The sequence below is a fragment of the Campylobacter concisus genome, from assembly GCF_002913865.1.
Lineage (GTDB): Bacteria > Campylobacterota > Campylobacteria > Campylobacterales > Campylobacteraceae > Campylobacter_A > Campylobacter_A concisus_AM.
In genome coordinates, this window is sequence record NZ_POYX01000077.1 from 1 (window position 1) to 15,200 (window position 15,200).

At 40.0% G+C, this 15,200-nt stretch carries 12 protein-coding genes and 1 pseudogene; 6 read left to right on the top strand and 7 right to left on the bottom strand.

Going from position 1 to position 15,200, the window contains the following annotated elements; genetic code table 11:
- Positions 1-82 precede the first annotated feature (82 nt).
- From abc-f to galU, 4 genes are all read right to left on the bottom strand, one after another.
- Positions 83-1,672 carry a ribosomal protection-like ABC-F family protein gene (gene abc-f, locus CYP77_RS05090; protein WP_103567700.1) on the bottom strand — a complete coding sequence of 530 codons (1,590 nt, stop codon included), beginning with the start codon at positions 1,670-1,672 and terminating at the stop codon, positions 83-85.
- Positions 1,673-1,733: 61 nt separating this feature from the next.
- The gene (locus CYP77_RS05095) at positions 1,734-2,279 is read right to left on the bottom strand and encodes a DUF1287 domain-containing protein (protein ID WP_103567701.1); all 546 of its coding nucleotides are present in this window, start codon (positions 2,277-2,279) and stop codon (positions 1,734-1,736) included.
- A gap of 3 nt (positions 2,280-2,282) precedes the next feature.
- A complete protein-coding gene (locus CYP77_RS05100; protein WP_103567702.1) occupies positions 2,283-3,503 on the bottom strand; it encodes a glucose-6-phosphate isomerase in 1,221 nt (406 codons plus the stop codon).
- Complete coding sequence (galU, locus tag CYP77_RS05105) at positions 3,500-4,321, bottom strand: UTP--glucose-1-phosphate uridylyltransferase GalU (RefSeq protein ID WP_103567703.1); 822 nt, start codon at positions 4,319-4,321, stop codon at positions 3,500-3,502. The genes CYP77_RS05100 and galU overlap by 4 nt, the downstream gene beginning before the upstream one ends.
- A 126-nt stretch (positions 4,322-4,447) precedes the next feature.
- On the opposite strand from galU, the gene CYP77_RS05110 reads away from it, so the two are divergent.
- The 6 genes and pseudogenes from CYP77_RS05110 to CYP77_RS10160 form a co-directional block, all read left to right on the top strand.
- The gene (locus CYP77_RS05110; RefSeq protein WP_103567704.1) at positions 4,448-5,083 is read left to right on the top strand and encodes an IMPACT family protein; all 636 of its coding nucleotides are present in this window, start codon (positions 4,448-4,450) and stop codon (positions 5,081-5,083) included.
- A 36-nt stretch (positions 5,084-5,119) separates the two neighbouring features.
- Complete coding sequence (lgt, locus tag CYP77_RS05115) at positions 5,120-5,935, top strand: prolipoprotein diacylglyceryl transferase (protein WP_103567705.1); 816 nt, start codon at positions 5,120-5,122, stop codon at positions 5,933-5,935.
- A 119-nt stretch (positions 5,936-6,054) separates the two neighbouring features.
- A complete protein-coding gene (locus tag CYP77_RS05120; protein WP_035142502.1) occupies positions 6,055-6,753 on the top strand; it encodes a fumarate reductase cytochrome b subunit in 699 nt (232 codons plus the stop codon).
- Between the two features lie 14 nt (positions 6,754-6,767).
- A complete protein-coding gene (locus CYP77_RS05125; RefSeq protein ID WP_004317497.1) occupies positions 6,768-8,786 on the top strand; it encodes a fumarate reductase flavoprotein subunit in 2,019 nt (672 codons plus the stop codon).
- The gene (locus tag CYP77_RS05130) at positions 8,779-9,498 is read left to right on the top strand and encodes a fumarate reductase iron-sulfur subunit (RefSeq protein ID WP_103567706.1); all 720 of its coding nucleotides are present in this window, start codon (positions 8,779-8,781) and stop codon (positions 9,496-9,498) included. The genes CYP77_RS05125 and CYP77_RS05130 overlap by 8 nt, the downstream gene beginning before the upstream one ends.
- A gap of 459 nt (positions 9,499-9,957) precedes the next feature.
- Positions 9,958-10,083, top strand: a pseudogene (locus CYP77_RS10160) (restriction endonuclease); the annotation flags it as partial.
- Positions 10,084-10,273: 190 nt separating this feature from the next.
- Here CYP77_RS10160 and CYP77_RS05145 read toward each other — a convergent pair.
- From CYP77_RS05145 to CYP77_RS09980, 3 genes are all read right to left on the bottom strand, one after another.
- On the bottom strand, positions 10,274-12,106 hold the full coding sequence (locus CYP77_RS05145) for a dynamin family protein (RefSeq protein ID WP_103567708.1): 1,833 nt from the start codon (positions 12,104-12,106) through the stop codon (positions 10,274-10,276).
- Positions 12,099-14,180 carry a dynamin family protein gene (locus tag CYP77_RS05150; RefSeq protein ID WP_103567709.1) on the bottom strand — a complete coding sequence of 694 codons (2,082 nt, stop codon included), beginning with the start codon at positions 14,178-14,180 and terminating at the stop codon, positions 12,099-12,101. The genes CYP77_RS05145 and CYP77_RS05150 overlap by 8 nt, the downstream gene beginning before the upstream one ends.
- A 267-nt stretch (positions 14,181-14,447) precedes the next feature.
- The coding region (locus CYP77_RS09980; protein ID WP_219809402.1) for a hypothetical protein at positions 14,448-15,200 on the bottom strand (753 nt) is incomplete at its 5' end.

The window sequence follows — 15,200 nt, forward strand, 5'->3', positions numbered from 1 at the left end:
AATGTGTATAAGGGAAAGGGGTAGTAAATTTAAATGGATAAATTTAAACTGCCTCTAGAAAAACTAGAGGCAAAGTGAGCATTTAAGCTTCAAGTCCTAAATTTGCTCTGTATTCTTCGTATGTGCCTTTAAAATCAACGACTTCGCCATTACCTTTTAGATGTAAAATTCTATTTGCAAAGGCATCTATCAGCTCCCTGTCGTGGCTCACGCAGATGACAGAGCCATTAAAGTTGTAAAACGCCTCGCCAAGCGCGATGATAGCCTCAAGATCAAGGTGGTTGTTTGGCTCGTCCATGACAAGTAAATTTGGCCTGTGAAGCATGAGCTGAGCTAGTCTTACTCGGTGTTTTTCGCCACCGCTTAGCGCTCCGACTGCCTTTTCTTGCTCAGCGCCACTAAAGAGCATCCTGCCAAGGCACTTTCTGATCTCGTCGATGTCCTTGTTTTTGGCATCTTGTAAGTACTCATAAAGCTTTAGCTCGCCATCTATTTTATTTACAGTATCTTGCGCAAAATATCCTAGCTCAATGGTCGCACCTATATGCACTTCGCCCGCGTCAGGCTTTATCTCGCCCATTATGATCTTACAAAGTGTGCTTTTACCAACGCCGTTGTGGCCGATGATAGCTAGTTTGTCGCCCTTTTCAAGCTTGAAATTTAACCCATCAAATATCACTTTATCATCAAATTTCTTACTTATGTTCTTTAGCTCAATTAGCTCGTTTCCTATCTCGCGGTTAGCACGAAAGAGTATGCTTGGATCACGCCTACTTGAGACTGCTATCTCGGCGATATCTAATTTTTCAAGCTGTTTGGCACGTGAGGTCGCCTGCTTTGCCTTGCTCGCATTTGCTGAAAATCTCGCGATAAATTTCTCCAGCTCCTCTTTCTCTTTTAGCTTCTTGTCACGCTCCATCTCATGCTGCTTTGCGATCAAATTTGCAGCCATATACCAATCATCGTAGTTGCCTGAAAACTCGCGAATTTTCTTAAAATCCACATCCAAAATGTTTGTGCAAACTCTATTTAAAAAGTGCCTGTCGTGACTGATAACCACAAGTGTGCCCTCGTGGCGGTTTAGCTCGTTTTCTAGCCACGCGATCGCATCTATATCAAGGTTGTTTGTTGGCTCGTCTAAGAACAAGATGTCTGGCTTTGGAAAGAGCACTTGAGCCAGCAAAACCTTAACTTTATCCGAGTTTTCAACCTCGCTCATCAGCTTATCAAATTCATTTAGCCCTAGCGAGCTTAGGATTTTTTCTATCCTAGTCTCATACTCGTAGCTTGGGTCTTCCTCAGCGCTTATCATCTCAAGCTCGCTTAAGCGCTCATTTATCTCATCTGTAAATTCCTCGCTCATATAGAGCTTTTCTTTCTCTTTTACAGCGTCGTATAGGCGTTTGTTACCATAAAGCACCGCATCTTTTAGTGTGAAATTTTCAAACGCAAACTGATCTTGCCCGAGCACACCAACCTTTAGTCCATTTTCTATGATGATCTCGCCGCTAGTTGGCTCGATAGCTCCACTTAAAATTTTTAAAAATGTCGATTTACCAGCGCCATTTGCACCGATGAGCCCGTATCTGTTGTGACGATTTAGCTTTAAATTTACATCCTCAAATAGCAAACTACTTGCAAATCTTTGAGTAAGTCCCCTAACTTCTAACATTATTTTTCCTTGAATTTATTTTGTGCGATTTTGCCTAAAATTTGATTAAAAAGCCATTTTGCTACTTTAGTCTATAATGCCCAGTGATCTTGTAGCTATAAAGTATGTTTTCTTCTTGCACGCCAGAGCCGATATTGTGAATGACAAGCGGTGTTTGGCCTTCAAATTTATCTGAGATCACGCCAATGTGAGGTAGATTTCTTGGTAGCATCCATGTGACGATATCGCCTGGTAAAAATTTATCATCACTCACCTCAAAACCTTTTCTTTTTAGATGGGTAGCGATGTTTAAAACACGCCTGTGATCGATGTTTTTATCAGCCTTTTTAAGCCCCCATTTTTTAGGATAGCTTGCGAAATTTCTACTCATATCTTCAAAAATGAGCCTTTGCAGATCCATATCTTGATGACGTAGCGCCCTTACCACAACGTCGGTGCAAACGCCCTTTTTGATATCCACGTCGCCCATAGGATAGGCGAGCCGCTCGTAGCTTGGATCGTAACTTATCGTCACGCCGATCTGCGACCTAGCGTCATTTACAAATTTACTCGCCGAAAAGGCAAAAATTTGCGAGGCAAAAAGAGCTAAAAGTAGAAATTTCTTCATTTTCTACTTTAAAAGCATAGTTTTTAAGATACGTTTTCCTATCTCAACGCCTGGCTGATCGTAGGTGTTGATGCCTAGCATGATACCAGTGGCCGAGGTTAGTAGCTCGTAGTAAAAAATGAGCCAGCCAGCGTGAAACTCATCAAGCCTCTCAAGCGTGATCGTATCGACACTTATGCCCTCTTGCACCAGCGCCATAGCCGTCGCGTCGCACTGCAAATTTATAAGCTCATTTAGGCTTAGACCCGCCACAAAATCGCACTCTTCAAGCCCTTTTAGGCTCAAATTTGGGATAGTCTTGTCGCTCGCATGATCTTTTATCTTTATAAATGTCACGCTCTTATCTTTTACGCCGTCCATGATAAGCTGCAAAAAGCTGTGCTGATCGCGGCTGCCGACAAGTCCAACTGGCGTAAGGCCGACCCTTTTATAGCCTCGTTTTTTGCCAAGGCTCTCCGCCCAAAGCTGCACGTACCAGTCGTTAAATTCAAAAAATCTATCACAATAGCTAAAAATGACATTTATGCTGGCATTTCTGCTAGTAGCGTAGTGGTAGGCTTTTGCGACTATGGAGCTATCTTTTTGCTCGATGTATTGCTTCTTGCAAGCAAGCGCGCCATCTAAAAGCGCCTTTATATCGTAGCCACAGATACCAAGAGGCACAAGGCCGATCGCACTTAGCACGCTAAATCTCCCGCCAACGTTTTTTGGGATATTAAAAAATTTGATGCCATTTTCTTTGGCAAAATTTTCTAAATTTGTGCCTGGATCAGTTATTATGAGGAAATTTTTGCCTAAATTTTGAGGCTTAAAGTCATCAAGTAAGCACTTAAAAATAGTGATCGTCTCGATCGTGTTGCCTGATTTTGAGCTTATTATAAAAAGCGTCTCGTCAAAATTTAGCCCACTAAGCGTGCTTTTGTAGCTGCAAGGATCGACGTTATCTAAAAATAAAAGCTCTCTTTTTATCCCATTTGTGCCATCAAGCATCGATTTTAGTGCCTTTACACCAAGACTGCTGCCGCCAATGCCAACAAGTACTACATTTTTGATATGAGCTAGCCCCTTTTCATACTCCTGGGTCTCGCCAAGCAAATTTTGCCCAAGCACTGGCAGGTGGTAGTAGCCTATCTCGCCGCTTTCGTACTCGTCGTTTATGCGTTTGGCATAAGAGTCGATGACCTCGCTGCTTGCAAAGTTAAATTTAAATGAAGTTTCTATCATTTACTGCGCTCGTAAAAGAAATTTGTAGCCTCGACAAAGCCATCGATGCTGCCGCAGTCAAATCTCTTGCCCTTAAATTTATAAGCTAGCACCATGCCATCTTTCGCCTGCGTTTTTAGCGCGTCTGTGATCTGGATTTCGCCGTTTTTGCCTGGCCTTGTTCGCTCTAAGATGTTAAAAATATCTGGCGTTAGGATGTAGCGGCCAATTATCGCTAAATTTGTCGGAGCCTCGGCAGGATCAGGCTTTTCAACCATATCATCGACCATTATAAGATCATCTTCTATAAACCTACCGCTTACGACGCCGTAAGACTTAGTCTGCTCTTTTGGCACCTCCATCACTGCAACAACGCTGCAGCGATACTTTTCATAAATTTTAACCATTTGCGAAAGCACGCCCTCGCCATTTTCATTTATACATAGATCATCTGCCAAAATAACCCCAAATGCTTCATCTCGAACTAGAGTTTTGCCCGTATAAATGGCGTGTCCAAGCCCTTTCATGGCATTTTGCCTAGTAAATGAAAATGTGCATGAGCTCATTAAATTTCTAACTTCGCTTAGTAGTGACTCTTTTGAGCTGCCTGCGATCTCTTTTTCTAGCTCGTAGCTGATGTCAAAATAGTCCTCAAGCGCCCTTTTTCCGCGTCCTGTGACAAAGGCCATATTGTCCATGCCAGCCTCAAGCGCCTCATCAACGCCGTAGTGAATGAGCGGTTTTGTAAGGATCGGCAACATCTCTTTTGGGAGCGATTTTGTAGCTGGTAAAAACCTCGTTCCATATCCAGCCGCTGGAAATAGGCAAGTTTGTATCATTTTAGTCCTTCATGAAAAATTGCAAAATTCTACTATCTTTTCCTTAATAATATAAATTTGTCTGAATTTACAAGGCTTTAATTAGCAAATTGATAAGATTTTTAAAATTTTTAAAAAAGAGCAAATTTGCAGACGATTGATAGGATTTTTAAAGCCCAGCTTGATATAAAAAAGTCAAATTTCTTAGCATTTTTATGCCCGATAAACTCGTTTAAAAGCTTGCACGAACACCTAAAAGAGGAGCATTTTAAGGCTGTTCACGTAGTTTGGGCGACAAGGGAGCTAAACAAATATGGACAAATCGTTGAAAATCAAAGTGATGACGGCGAGCCAAAGGGTACTAGCGGCCAGCCAAGCCTAAACGCGCTAAGAGGGGCGGGGCTTATAAATGTTGGGGTCTTGATAGTTCGCTACTTTGGTGGGATAAAGCTTGGCACTGGAGGGCTTGTCAGAGCCTACTCAGGGGCTGTAAATGAAGCGATAAATGAAGCGATAAAAGATGGTGGCGTGATGAAATTTGAGATAAAAGATGAGATTAAATTTTTTACGCCATTTTCGCTGATGAGCCGCTTTGAGCACTACTTCGCCACTAAAAATTTAAGTGAGTTTGAAAGAGATTTTAATGACTCTGGAGCGATCTGGAGCGTAAATTTAAACGAAGCCGAGTTTGCTGAGCTATTTAAATTTTGCAAAGAATTTGAAGCAAGCGAGTTTAAATTTCTAGCCTTGCCACTTGCTAGCAAAGCGCTGTTTATTTATTAATTGTAAAATCGCACAAATTTAAAAAGAAAGTAAAAAATGGAAATTTGGAACGACATTTATAACCACTTCAACCCAGTCGCCTTTAGCCTCTTTGGCTTTAGCGTGCACTGGTATGGGCTTATGTATATTTTGGCCCTTGTTTTAGCACTTGCCATGGCAAAGTATCTCGTTAAAAAAGATGATATCCCTATATCAAATCAGCTTTTGGACAACTACTTTTTTTGGGTAGAAATAGGCGTCATTTTAGGCGCTAGACTTGGCTGGGTTTTGGTTTATTCAGGTGAAGCAAGCTATTATCTAACGCAGCCTTGGCAAATTTTTAATCCAATCCACAACGGCGAGTTTATAGGAATTCGCGGCATGAGCTATCACGGCGCCGTGGTTGGCTTTTTGCTAGCGACAATTTTATTTTGCAAAAAATATAAGCAAAACGCTTGGCAGCTACTTGATCTTTGCGCTATCTGCATACCTTTTGGCTACACCTTTGGCAGGATAGGAAATTTCTTAAATCAAGAGCTTTTTGGCAGGGTCACAGATGTGCCTTGGGCGATAAATGTTTTTGGTCAGCCAAGACATCCAAGCCAGCTTTACGAGGCATTCTTAGAAGGTTTAGTTATTTTTGTCATTTTATTTTTATATAGAAAATATAAGAAATTTAATGGCGAACTGATTGCACTTTATGCCATTTTATACACATTTGCAAGATTTATTTGCGAGTTTTACAGAGAGCCTGATTCTGGACTTGGATTTATTATTTATGGTCTATCAATGGGGCAAATTTTATCACTTATTATGTGTGGGTTCGGAATTTTTGTCTATATTAAACTCTACAAGAGATTTACGAAAATTTAATGTCAATATTTAAAATTTTTTAAAGTAAAGTTCTGATAACATTAGCTTTATCAATTAATGCTAATGTTTAAATTAGTATTAAGAAATGATAACTTATTTCAAATTTCTTAGGAGGGCTCATGACCGGGCTTATAGAAGGTTTTTTGGGGAAACGGTCGGACGGCAAAAAAAGCCGCACTCCAGCCGCTTGGGATAGATGGCAAAGTATTACAGGATTTATTCTAGCCTGTTTCATATTGTGCCATATGGTTTTTACTTCTACTATACTACTTGGCAAAGACGCATTTAACGCTGTCGTAGGATTTGCAGAGGCTAAATTTTTATTTGGTGAGGCTACTTGGTGGATCACAAATGTTATAGCTGCTGTTATCTTTGTAGTTTTTGTTACTCACGCCTTCTTGGCAATGAGAAAATTTCCTGCAAATTACAGACAATACTTAATGTTCAGAGGCCACAAAGACCGCATGAAGCACCTTGATACCACACTTTGGTGGTTCCAGTTTTTAACAGGCTTTGCTCTATTTTTTGCAGCAAGCGCCCACATAATCGACATCATCTTTGGTGGTCACATCACAGCTGATAAGTCAGCCGCTGCTTTTCACAAACTAGAAATTTTCTACTTCGCTCTACTTGTTTTCATGGTCGTTCACGCTGGCGTTGGCATGTACCGCTTATATGTCAAATGGGTAAGTATTGATGGCGCAAACAAACACGAAATGCTTGCTAAAAGAAATAAGGCAAAGACAGTTGTATTTGTCATTTATGGCATACTTGCTGTGATCGCTTTGATCGCTGACTTCGTGTGGATCAGCCACTAAAAAGGAGCTAGAAGATGAATGTAAAATATTATGACGCATTAGTAATTGGTGGCGGTCTAGCTGGTCTTAGAGCTGCTGTGGCTGCTGGAGAAAAGGGCTTAAGCACCGTAGTTTTGAGCTTAATCCCTGTAAAACGCTCTCACTCTGCTGCTGCACAAGGCGGCATGCAAGCAAGCCTTGGTAACTCTAAAATGAGTGAAGGCGATAACGAAGATGTACACTTTGCTGACACAGTAAAAGGTAGCGACTGGGGTTGTGATCAACAAGTTGCACGTATGTTTTGTCAAACTGCTCCAAAAGCTATCCGTGAGCTTGCAGCTTGGGGTGTGCCTTGGACTAGGATCACAAAAGGCGAAAGAAGCGCTATCATCAACGCTCAAAAGACAACTATCGTTGAAAAAGAAGAGGTTCATGGCCTTATCCACTCACGTGACTTTGGTGGCACAAAGAAGTGGAGAACTTGCTACACAGCTGACGCAACTGGTCACACCATGCTTTTTGCTGTTGCAAACGAAGCGCTTAAACACAATGTAGAAATTCACGACCGCAAAGAGGCGATCGCTTTGATACACCAAAATAATCGCTGTTATGGCGCGATCGTTCGTGACCTGGTAAATGGCGAGATCACAGCTTATGTTTCAAAAGGCACACTTATAGCAACTGGCGGATACGGCAGAGTTTATAAACACACTACAAACGCTGTTGTTTGCGAAGGTATCGGCGCTGCGATCGCACTTGAGACTGGCGTAGCTCAGCTTGGCAACATGGAAGCTGTTCAGTTTCACCCAACTCCGATCGTCCCATCTGGTATTCTTTTAACAGAAGGTTGCCGTGGTGATGGCGGAATTTTACGTGATGTTGATGGATACCGCTTTATGCCTGATTATGAACCAGAGAAAAAAGAGCTAGCCAGCCGTGACGTCGTTAGCCGCCGTATCATGGAGCACATCCGTGCAGGCAAAGGTGTACCTAGCCCTTATGGCTATCACGTTTGGCTTGATATCTCTATCCTTGGACGCGAGCACATCGAGAAAAATTTACGTGACGTTCAAGAAATTTGCGAAATTTTTAACGGCATCGATCCTGCTGACACTGAAGTATATACTGACGAGACAGGACATCAGCGTGGCAAAGGCTGGGCACCGATCCTGCCTATGCAGCACTACTCAATGGGCGGCATCAAGACAAAACCAACTGGCGAGAGCCCAACACTAGCAGGTCTATTTAGCGCTGGTGAGGCTGCTTGCTGGGATATGCACGGCTTTAACCGCCTTGGTGGCAACTCGGTTTCTGAGACAGTTGTCGCTGGTATGATCGTTGGTGATTATTTTGCAGATTATTGCGCTAGCCACGAGATCGAGATAAACACAGCTGATATCGAGAAATTTGTTAAAAAACAAGAAGACTATCTAAATAGCCTCGTTACAAAAGAGGGTAAATTTAACGTCTTCGATATCAAAAACAAAATGAAAGAGGTAATGTGGGAGCACGTTGCGATATTTAGAACAGGCAAAGGTCTAGAGCTTGCAGTTAAAGAGCTTGAAGCACTCTATAAAGAGTCACTTGATGTAAAAGTAAGCAACAAAGCACTATTTGGCAACCCAGAGCTTGAAGAGGCTTACCGTGTGCCAAAGATGCTAAAACTAGCGCTTTGTATCGCAAAAGGTGCGCTTGATAGAACAGAGAGCCGTGGTGCTCACTGCCGTGAAGACTATCCAAAAAGAGATGACCTTAACTGGCTAAACAGAACGCTTACAAGCTGGAAAGAAGGCGACACTATGCCAACTATCACTTATGAGCCACTTGATATCATGAAGATGGAGATGCCGCCAGCATTTAGAGGTTATGGTGCAAAAGGAAATATCATCGAGCATCCAAACAGCGCTATCCGCCAAAAAGAGGTCGATGAAATTCGCGAGAAAATGCAAGCTGAAGGTAAGAGCAGACAAGAAATTCAAGAGGCTTTGATGCACTATGACCTTCAACCAAAATATAAAGCACCAAATGAAAGAGCAGGTATAGGAAATGAGTAGAAAAATAACCATAAAAGCTTTTAAATACAATCCTTTAAGCAAAGTTTCAAAGCCTCATTTTGCGACTTATGAACTTGAAGAGACTGATGGTATGACGCTATTTATCGCGTTAAATCAAATTCGCGAGAAATTTGATCCAGATCTCAGCTTTGACTTTGTTTGTCGTGCGGGAATTTGCGGTAGTTGTGGCATGCTAGTAAATGGCAAGCCAAGTCTAGCTTGCAGAACCTTAACAAAAGACTTTGAAAGCGGTGTAATAGAGCTTATGCCTTTACCAGTCTTTAAACTACTAAAAGATCTAAGCGTAGATACTGGTAACTGGATGAACGCTATGAGTAAGCGTGTCGAGAGCTGGATACACACAGATCACGAGACTGATATCTCTAAGCTTGAAGAGAAAGTTGAGCCAGAAGTCGCTCAAGAAGTTTTCGAGCTTGATCGCTGTATAGAGTGCGGAATTTGCGTCGCATCTTGCGGAACAGCTATCATGAGACATGATTTCATCGGCGCTGTTGGTCTAAACAGGGTTGCTAGATTTAAGATAGACGCGCTTGATAAGAGAACTGACGAGGACTTTTACGAGCTAATAGGCGATGATGATGGTGTATTTGGTTGTATGACTTTGCTTGGCTGCGAAGACAACTGCCCAAAACACTTACCACTTCAAAGCCGCATAGCTTATATGCGTAGAAAAATGGCTGCTATAAAGTAGCAAAGGGGCTGTAAAAAGCCCCAAATTTATTTAAAAACTCTACAAACGGACACCAAGATACAGATACAAATATCTAGCGCTGCAAATAAGAAAAAGATAAATATTAAAAGCGGAAACGACAAGACTATGCCCATTATATAGCCAAGTGGCAAGGTAATAAAAAACAAAAGACCAAAGCCAGCACTAATGCAAAAAAATATCGCAAACAATGAAGCGATTACGTTTATAAATAAGTTGATATTATCAGAGAAAAACTCTGTTAGACTTATATATTTCATGTGGTGATTATAGCTTTTAAGATTACAAAAATTGATGAAAATTTATCTAGCATTTTAGAAAAATGAACTATGGGACTGAACTTATAAATAAAGGTCCAGAAGGTAGGATAGATGGCATCATGGATGAGTAGGACTTTCTAAAATTTACATCCAAGCAAAGAGATATAAAGATGGCAGCAACATTGGCAGGCAAGAGATCCAGCAGTTCATCGGCGCCATCTCAAACAAAAATACCAAAAAAGGCGTCTTTATCACTACAGCAAAATTTACAAAAGAGGCCCAAACGTTTGCCAAAGATAGTCAAAACTTTAGCGTAGTCTTGATAGATGGAGACAGACTGGCTGAGCTAATGATAAAATATAAAGTAGGCGTTCAAACAAGCCAGATATATGAAATTTGCAAGATCGACACCGACTTTTTTGATGAAAATAATTTTTAAAAATGCTAGCGAATTTAAAATTTGCTAGACGCTCGCACACGCAGTTTAAAGTCAAATTTCACTTTAATACCACCGAACTCTCTTTTAGCTTCTCTAGCTTTGAAATTTGCTCTTTTGGTTTTGCTTTTAGGCGTTCAAGCATCGCTATTTTTTGGGCGTAAATTTCATTAAAATCAGCCTTTATATCAAGCAAAGTTTTATTTAAAAAAGAGTTGTTTGAACACATTAGATCGTCAAATTCATAGAGGCTAAAGGCATTTAGCATGCGATCAAAAACCTCTTTTGCGCTCGGGATGTAGAGTGGTGTGCCCATTTGCAGGTGCGAATTTAGCGAGTTTTCTATCTTTTGCTTTAGAAAATAAACCGCAAGCTTAAGCGCATTTTCGTAGTTTGATGCGACCTTTACGTCAAGCTTTTCAAAAAAGAGCGATATCTTTTGCGTCGCCTTAAATTTGGCATTTTCATACTCTCTTAAGAAGTTCTCATAGGTTCTGCCAGCGTAGGTGTTTATAGATTTTGTCTCATAGTTTGAGGCAAACTCATCAAATGGATTAAAACTCTCGTAGCGAGATTTGTAAATAAAAAGCTCATCTTCTAAGCTTTTATAAAGCTCATCAAAAGCCGATATGATCTCGTTTTCAAGCTCTTTTAGATCTCTTTTGTAGCGTTTAAAAAATTTAGAAAAGACGATATCTTCGTAGATGAGCTTTGAAAAGACCTCGTCCGTGTCAAGGCTTATCATCTCAAAATTTTCGCGCTTATAAATTTCTTTGTTTAAAAGCGTCTTTGATGGGTTAAATTTTGTCCTAGAAAATGGCTTAAGTAGCTTAAAAACCTCATCGCTTGCAAGCTTTATAGCTTCGCTCATATCGCTATATCGCAGGGCGATTTTAGGCTTAAACTCCTCTTTTATCGCTTCTAGTTTTTCTTCAAGTGTGCCGTTAAATTTATCTAAAATTTCACCAGCTGCGTTATAAACTTTGAGGCGATTTTCTTGCTCAGCTATTAAAAAAATTACTATCTTTTTCGCCCTTGCTTTTATGAAATTTTCTTTAAAGTTCGCGTTTAAAAACGTCTCTTTTACTGCGCTTAGTGCTTTAGCAAAATTTGAGCTTTCTAGCTCGCTCTTGTTTTCATTTGCAATGCCATTGAGCGCCTGCTTTGACGAGATGGCGATGATATCTTCAAAAAGCTCGCCATAAGTTTGCCTAGCATGCTTTAGCAGACTTTCAAGCTCGTCCTTGCTTAGCTTGTCCTTTTGGTTAATGAAACAAAGCGCCTTTAGGTCGTTTGTCTTTAAAATTTCTTCTACGCTTTCAAGCTCGCTAGCCTTTGCTGCGTTATTTGCAAGGCTTAGCCAGATCGCACCACAAACCTTTTTTAGCGTGTTTTTGGTCTCTTTTGTGTCGGCACCTCTTAGCGAGTTTAGCCCTGGCGTGTCGATGAAATTTACCTCTTTTAAAATTTCACTTGGCGCATAGAGTGTCATGCTTTTTATCTGCTCGCTCATGGCGTTTAGCTGGGCAAGCTCGCTGCTAGCTAGCAAGCTCTCGCTGCCGTTTGTAAATTTCACGCTAAGAAGCGGCATCTTTGCAAATTTTAGCCGCACAGCCTTTGCCGTGACAGGCGTTAGACCTGATGGCAATATGTTTTGTCCAAGCAAAGCGTTTAAAAATGTTGATTTGCCACTTGAAAACTGCCCGATGACGGCGATGAGAGGTGGCTCATTTAGAGTGTCGATTAGTAAATTTAGGCTCTCTTTTATCTCATCGCTTGCGTGCAGACTTGGGTCATTTAGCTCATTTACCAGCCTTGCTAGCTCGCCTTTAAAGTCGCTTGTAAAAACCTTAAAATATCTCGCCTTATAGGCATTTATAAACTCATTAAACATTTTCTAGCTCCCCTAAAAGCGAGCAAATTTCGTCTTGCAGGGCATTTTGCTCTTTTAGTTTTAAAAGTGAGTTTTGATTTTGCGAGCTAAGCTTTTCTAGCTCATGATCTAGCTCTTTTAGCCTCCTATCAAGCGTGGCTTTTTGTGCGGTTTGGTAGATTTTTATGAGATTTAAAAGGCGATTTTTTTCATAATCAGTTAAAATTTCACAAAATTGAGAGATATTTTTATCTTTTAGCAAGCCCTCTTTTAAACCTAAAAGTGCTTCACTTACATCATTTGAAATTTTAGCTCTAAATGCAGCTAAAAGCTCCTTAAATTCAAGCTTTACGCCCATTTGCTCTAAAAAGTCATTGATGTTAAAAACCTCGTCTTTGCTCATCACATAATCATCAAAATTTAAAGCGATATTTTGCTCGCAAGCCTTTGTTTGCACCAAAGTTTCGTTTCTAGCCTCTCTCATAAGTGCCATCACACCGTCACGAAGCGTCGTTTTTGCTATTTGCTCTAGGCGCTCTAAATTTAAGCTTTGCTTTTTACTTTTGCAGTAAGCTATCTCGCTTTTTACCTTGTCGTTTAAATTTTGCAAAAGCGCCTCAAGCCCCATTTTATAGATGTTTTTGGTGTTGCTACTTTCAAGCTTTGCAAGCTCATTTTGAGTTAGGCTCTCAAGTTTAAAGAAATTTTCACTAAGTGCGTTTTTAACGCTTGCCTGCTCATTTTGAAGCTTTTTAAGCTCCACATCATAAGCTTTGAGCGACAAAATTTCAGCCTTAGTAGCTTCAAGCTTGTTATTTAGGATATTTTTTAGCTCCTTTTGATACGAGCTTAAGATAAGGGCTGATTTTTTAGAGTTTTTGCCAAAGAGCACCTCGTAAAGATAGTCTTTAAACTCCTCTACACCGCTATTTGCAGCGCCTTCTAAGTAGCTTTTTGCACTAAGCGCAAAATAATCAATCTCCACGCCATTTATCTGCTCGCCGATCGCTTTTTTAGTGTAGTTTAGCGTCTCGTTTAGCTCTTTGGCACTTAGCTCATCAGCGTGAGTTAGCACCACGGCAAGCCTTACGATATGCGAGTTTTCAAGACATTTTTTCAAAAATAGCGCATCCTTTTGTGTGGCACTTTGTGAGGCGTTCATGAGGTGAGCTAAAAGGTCGCACTTTTTCATAAAATTTGTAGTGATCTGCTCTCTTAAAACCACCGCGTCATCGATACCTGGCGTGTCTATGATGCAGACGTTGTCCTTTAAAAGCTCCAAGTCGTCGTAAAGTTCAACACTTTTTACAAGATTTGCTGTTTTTGAGCTTGAAGATGTGTAGTTTTTTATCTCGTCTATGCCGATATCTACGCTTTTGCTTGGTAAATTTTCGCTTGCTACGCCAAGTGCTAAAAGCTCATCTAAGGTGTAAAAATTTACCCTTGCAAAGCTATCTTTGGAGTATTTTAAAATGGTTAAATTTATCGTCTCTGGCACGTTTGAAGCGCCAAGGACGGATTTGTTTAAAAGGGCGTTTAAAAGGGTTGATTTGCCAGAGTTTATGACGCCACTTGCAGCTATGTTAAAAAGCGTTTCGTTTGATCTTTTTTTGGCTGCCACAAGCGCCTCTAAAAATGTTTTTTCATTATCAAGCAAACTGGCTTCTTCGTTTATCTCGTTTAAAAAGTCTAGGTTTTTATGAAAGTGATCTTTTGGCTTTATATGAGAAATTTTAGCCTCATTAGTCCCTTTGTTTTTGCTTATGATCTTTTCTAAAAAGGCAAATTTCTCATCATCTATGATCTTTTCATCACGCAATATTTCTAGATATTTTACTATCTCATCACTTGAAATTTTAGCCTCATTTAGTGCCTTAAGAGTCGCAAGCTGCGCACTTTGTATGCTAAATATATCAAGCTCGATTTTAAGCCTTTTTAGCACCGCTCTAAACTCATCAAGTGCCATAAACTGATCTAAATTTTTCTCGTCGCAAACTAAGAGAAGAGCTAGCAGATCTGGGTAAAATGGCACGCTAGCAGCAGCATTTGTATAAATTTTATTTGCACGCCAAGCCTGTTTTAAAAACTCATCCATGAAGACTCTTTTTATTGATATTTTGGGATTTTATTAAATTTTTACTTATGAAGCTATCAAAAAATGAGGATGGCGCTCAATCAAAAGGATATAAGAGAACTTCGCACAGCTACAAAAAATAGTATCAAAAAAACACCTAGTTTTGGTTACAAGTAAAATACAACTTTAATTTCCAAAATAGCTAATTTACTCTTATCAAAATGAGCAAGAGCATGCTTTTAAATGTAATACTTTTAAACTTAAATATATTTATTTTAGTAGCAAAATTTATCTTGCATAAAACATTGCCACCAAACCACGGTTTATATCTTTTGTATCGCCGTCATCTATTTTTGTAACCTTTGAGATATTAACACTTTTATCGCTATTTATCGTGAAAGTAAGTTCAATAACTCTCTCATTTATCTTTTTAGTATTTTCACCAAAATAGATCACTTCTGGCTCTTTTTGCGAGTAGTAGGCGGCATATTTGCTTTGGGCTACGACGTTGTCAAAGACCCATTTTTGCTTGATATCTAAAATTTGAGCAAGCTCATTTTTAAACTCAAGGTCACAGCTAACAGAGGCTATATAGCTAGCGCTTTCTTTCGTCGGATCAAATTGACAGTGCTTGTTCGCGATAGATAAAATAGTCTCTTTGTCTATGCTTTTGCCGTTCTTTAATATGCTATTTGCGCTATCAAGTGCTAGCTCTAAGCTATCATCAACTCTTTTTTGCTGAGCAGCCTTGGCATTATTTAGAGCTTTTATGTAGCCATTATTTTTTCTTTTAAACTCATCTTCAAGCACATTTTTCCCTACCACGCAGCTTACTTTAACCACTTTCTTTCCATCGCTACTAATGTCTTGCCACTGAGTACTTGAGCAACCTTTAAAGCTATCTATCGCCGAGCCTATCGTTATTGATTTATTACCTTTTAAAATATAGTTTTTAACAATGCCTATATTGCTTTCCTTGCAGCCCACTAATAATAAAAGTGCGCTAAATCCTAGAAATAGAGCCTTTTTCATCATTTTACC

Excerpts from the sequence above, each read along its gene's own strand:
- abc-f (WP_103567700.1), bottom strand. The coding sequence starts at position 1,672 with ATGTTAGAAGTTAGGGGACTTACTCAAAGATTTGCAAGTAGTTTGCTA.
- CYP77_RS05095 (WP_103567701.1), bottom strand. The coding sequence starts at position 2,279 with ATGAAGAAATTTCTACTTTTAGCTCTTTTTGCCTCGCAAATTTTTGCC.
- CYP77_RS05100 (WP_103567702.1), bottom strand. The coding sequence starts at position 3,503 with ATGATAGAAACTTCATTTAAATTTAACTTTGCAAGCAGCGAGGTCATC.
- galU (WP_103567703.1), bottom strand. The coding sequence starts at position 4,321 with ATGATACAAACTTGCCTATTTCCAGCGGCTGGATATGGAACGAGGTTT.
- lgt (WP_103567705.1), top strand. The coding sequence starts at position 5,120 with ATGGAAATTTGGAACGACATTTATAACCACTTCAACCCAGTCGCCTTT.
- CYP77_RS05120 (WP_035142502.1), top strand. The coding sequence starts at position 6,055 with ATGACCGGGCTTATAGAAGGTTTTTTGGGGAAACGGTCGGACGGCAAA.
- CYP77_RS05125 (WP_004317497.1), top strand. The coding sequence starts at position 6,768 with ATGAATGTAAAATATTATGACGCATTAGTAATTGGTGGCGGTCTAGCT.
- CYP77_RS05130 (WP_103567706.1), top strand. The coding sequence starts at position 8,779 with ATGAGTAGAAAAATAACCATAAAAGCTTTTAAATACAATCCTTTAAGC.
- CYP77_RS05145 (WP_103567708.1), bottom strand. The coding sequence starts at position 12,106 with ATGTTTAATGAGTTTATAAATGCCTATAAGGCGAGATATTTTAAGGTT.
- CYP77_RS05150 (WP_103567709.1), bottom strand. The coding sequence starts at position 14,180 with ATGGATGAGTTTTTAAAACAGGCTTGGCGTGCAAATAAAATTTATACA.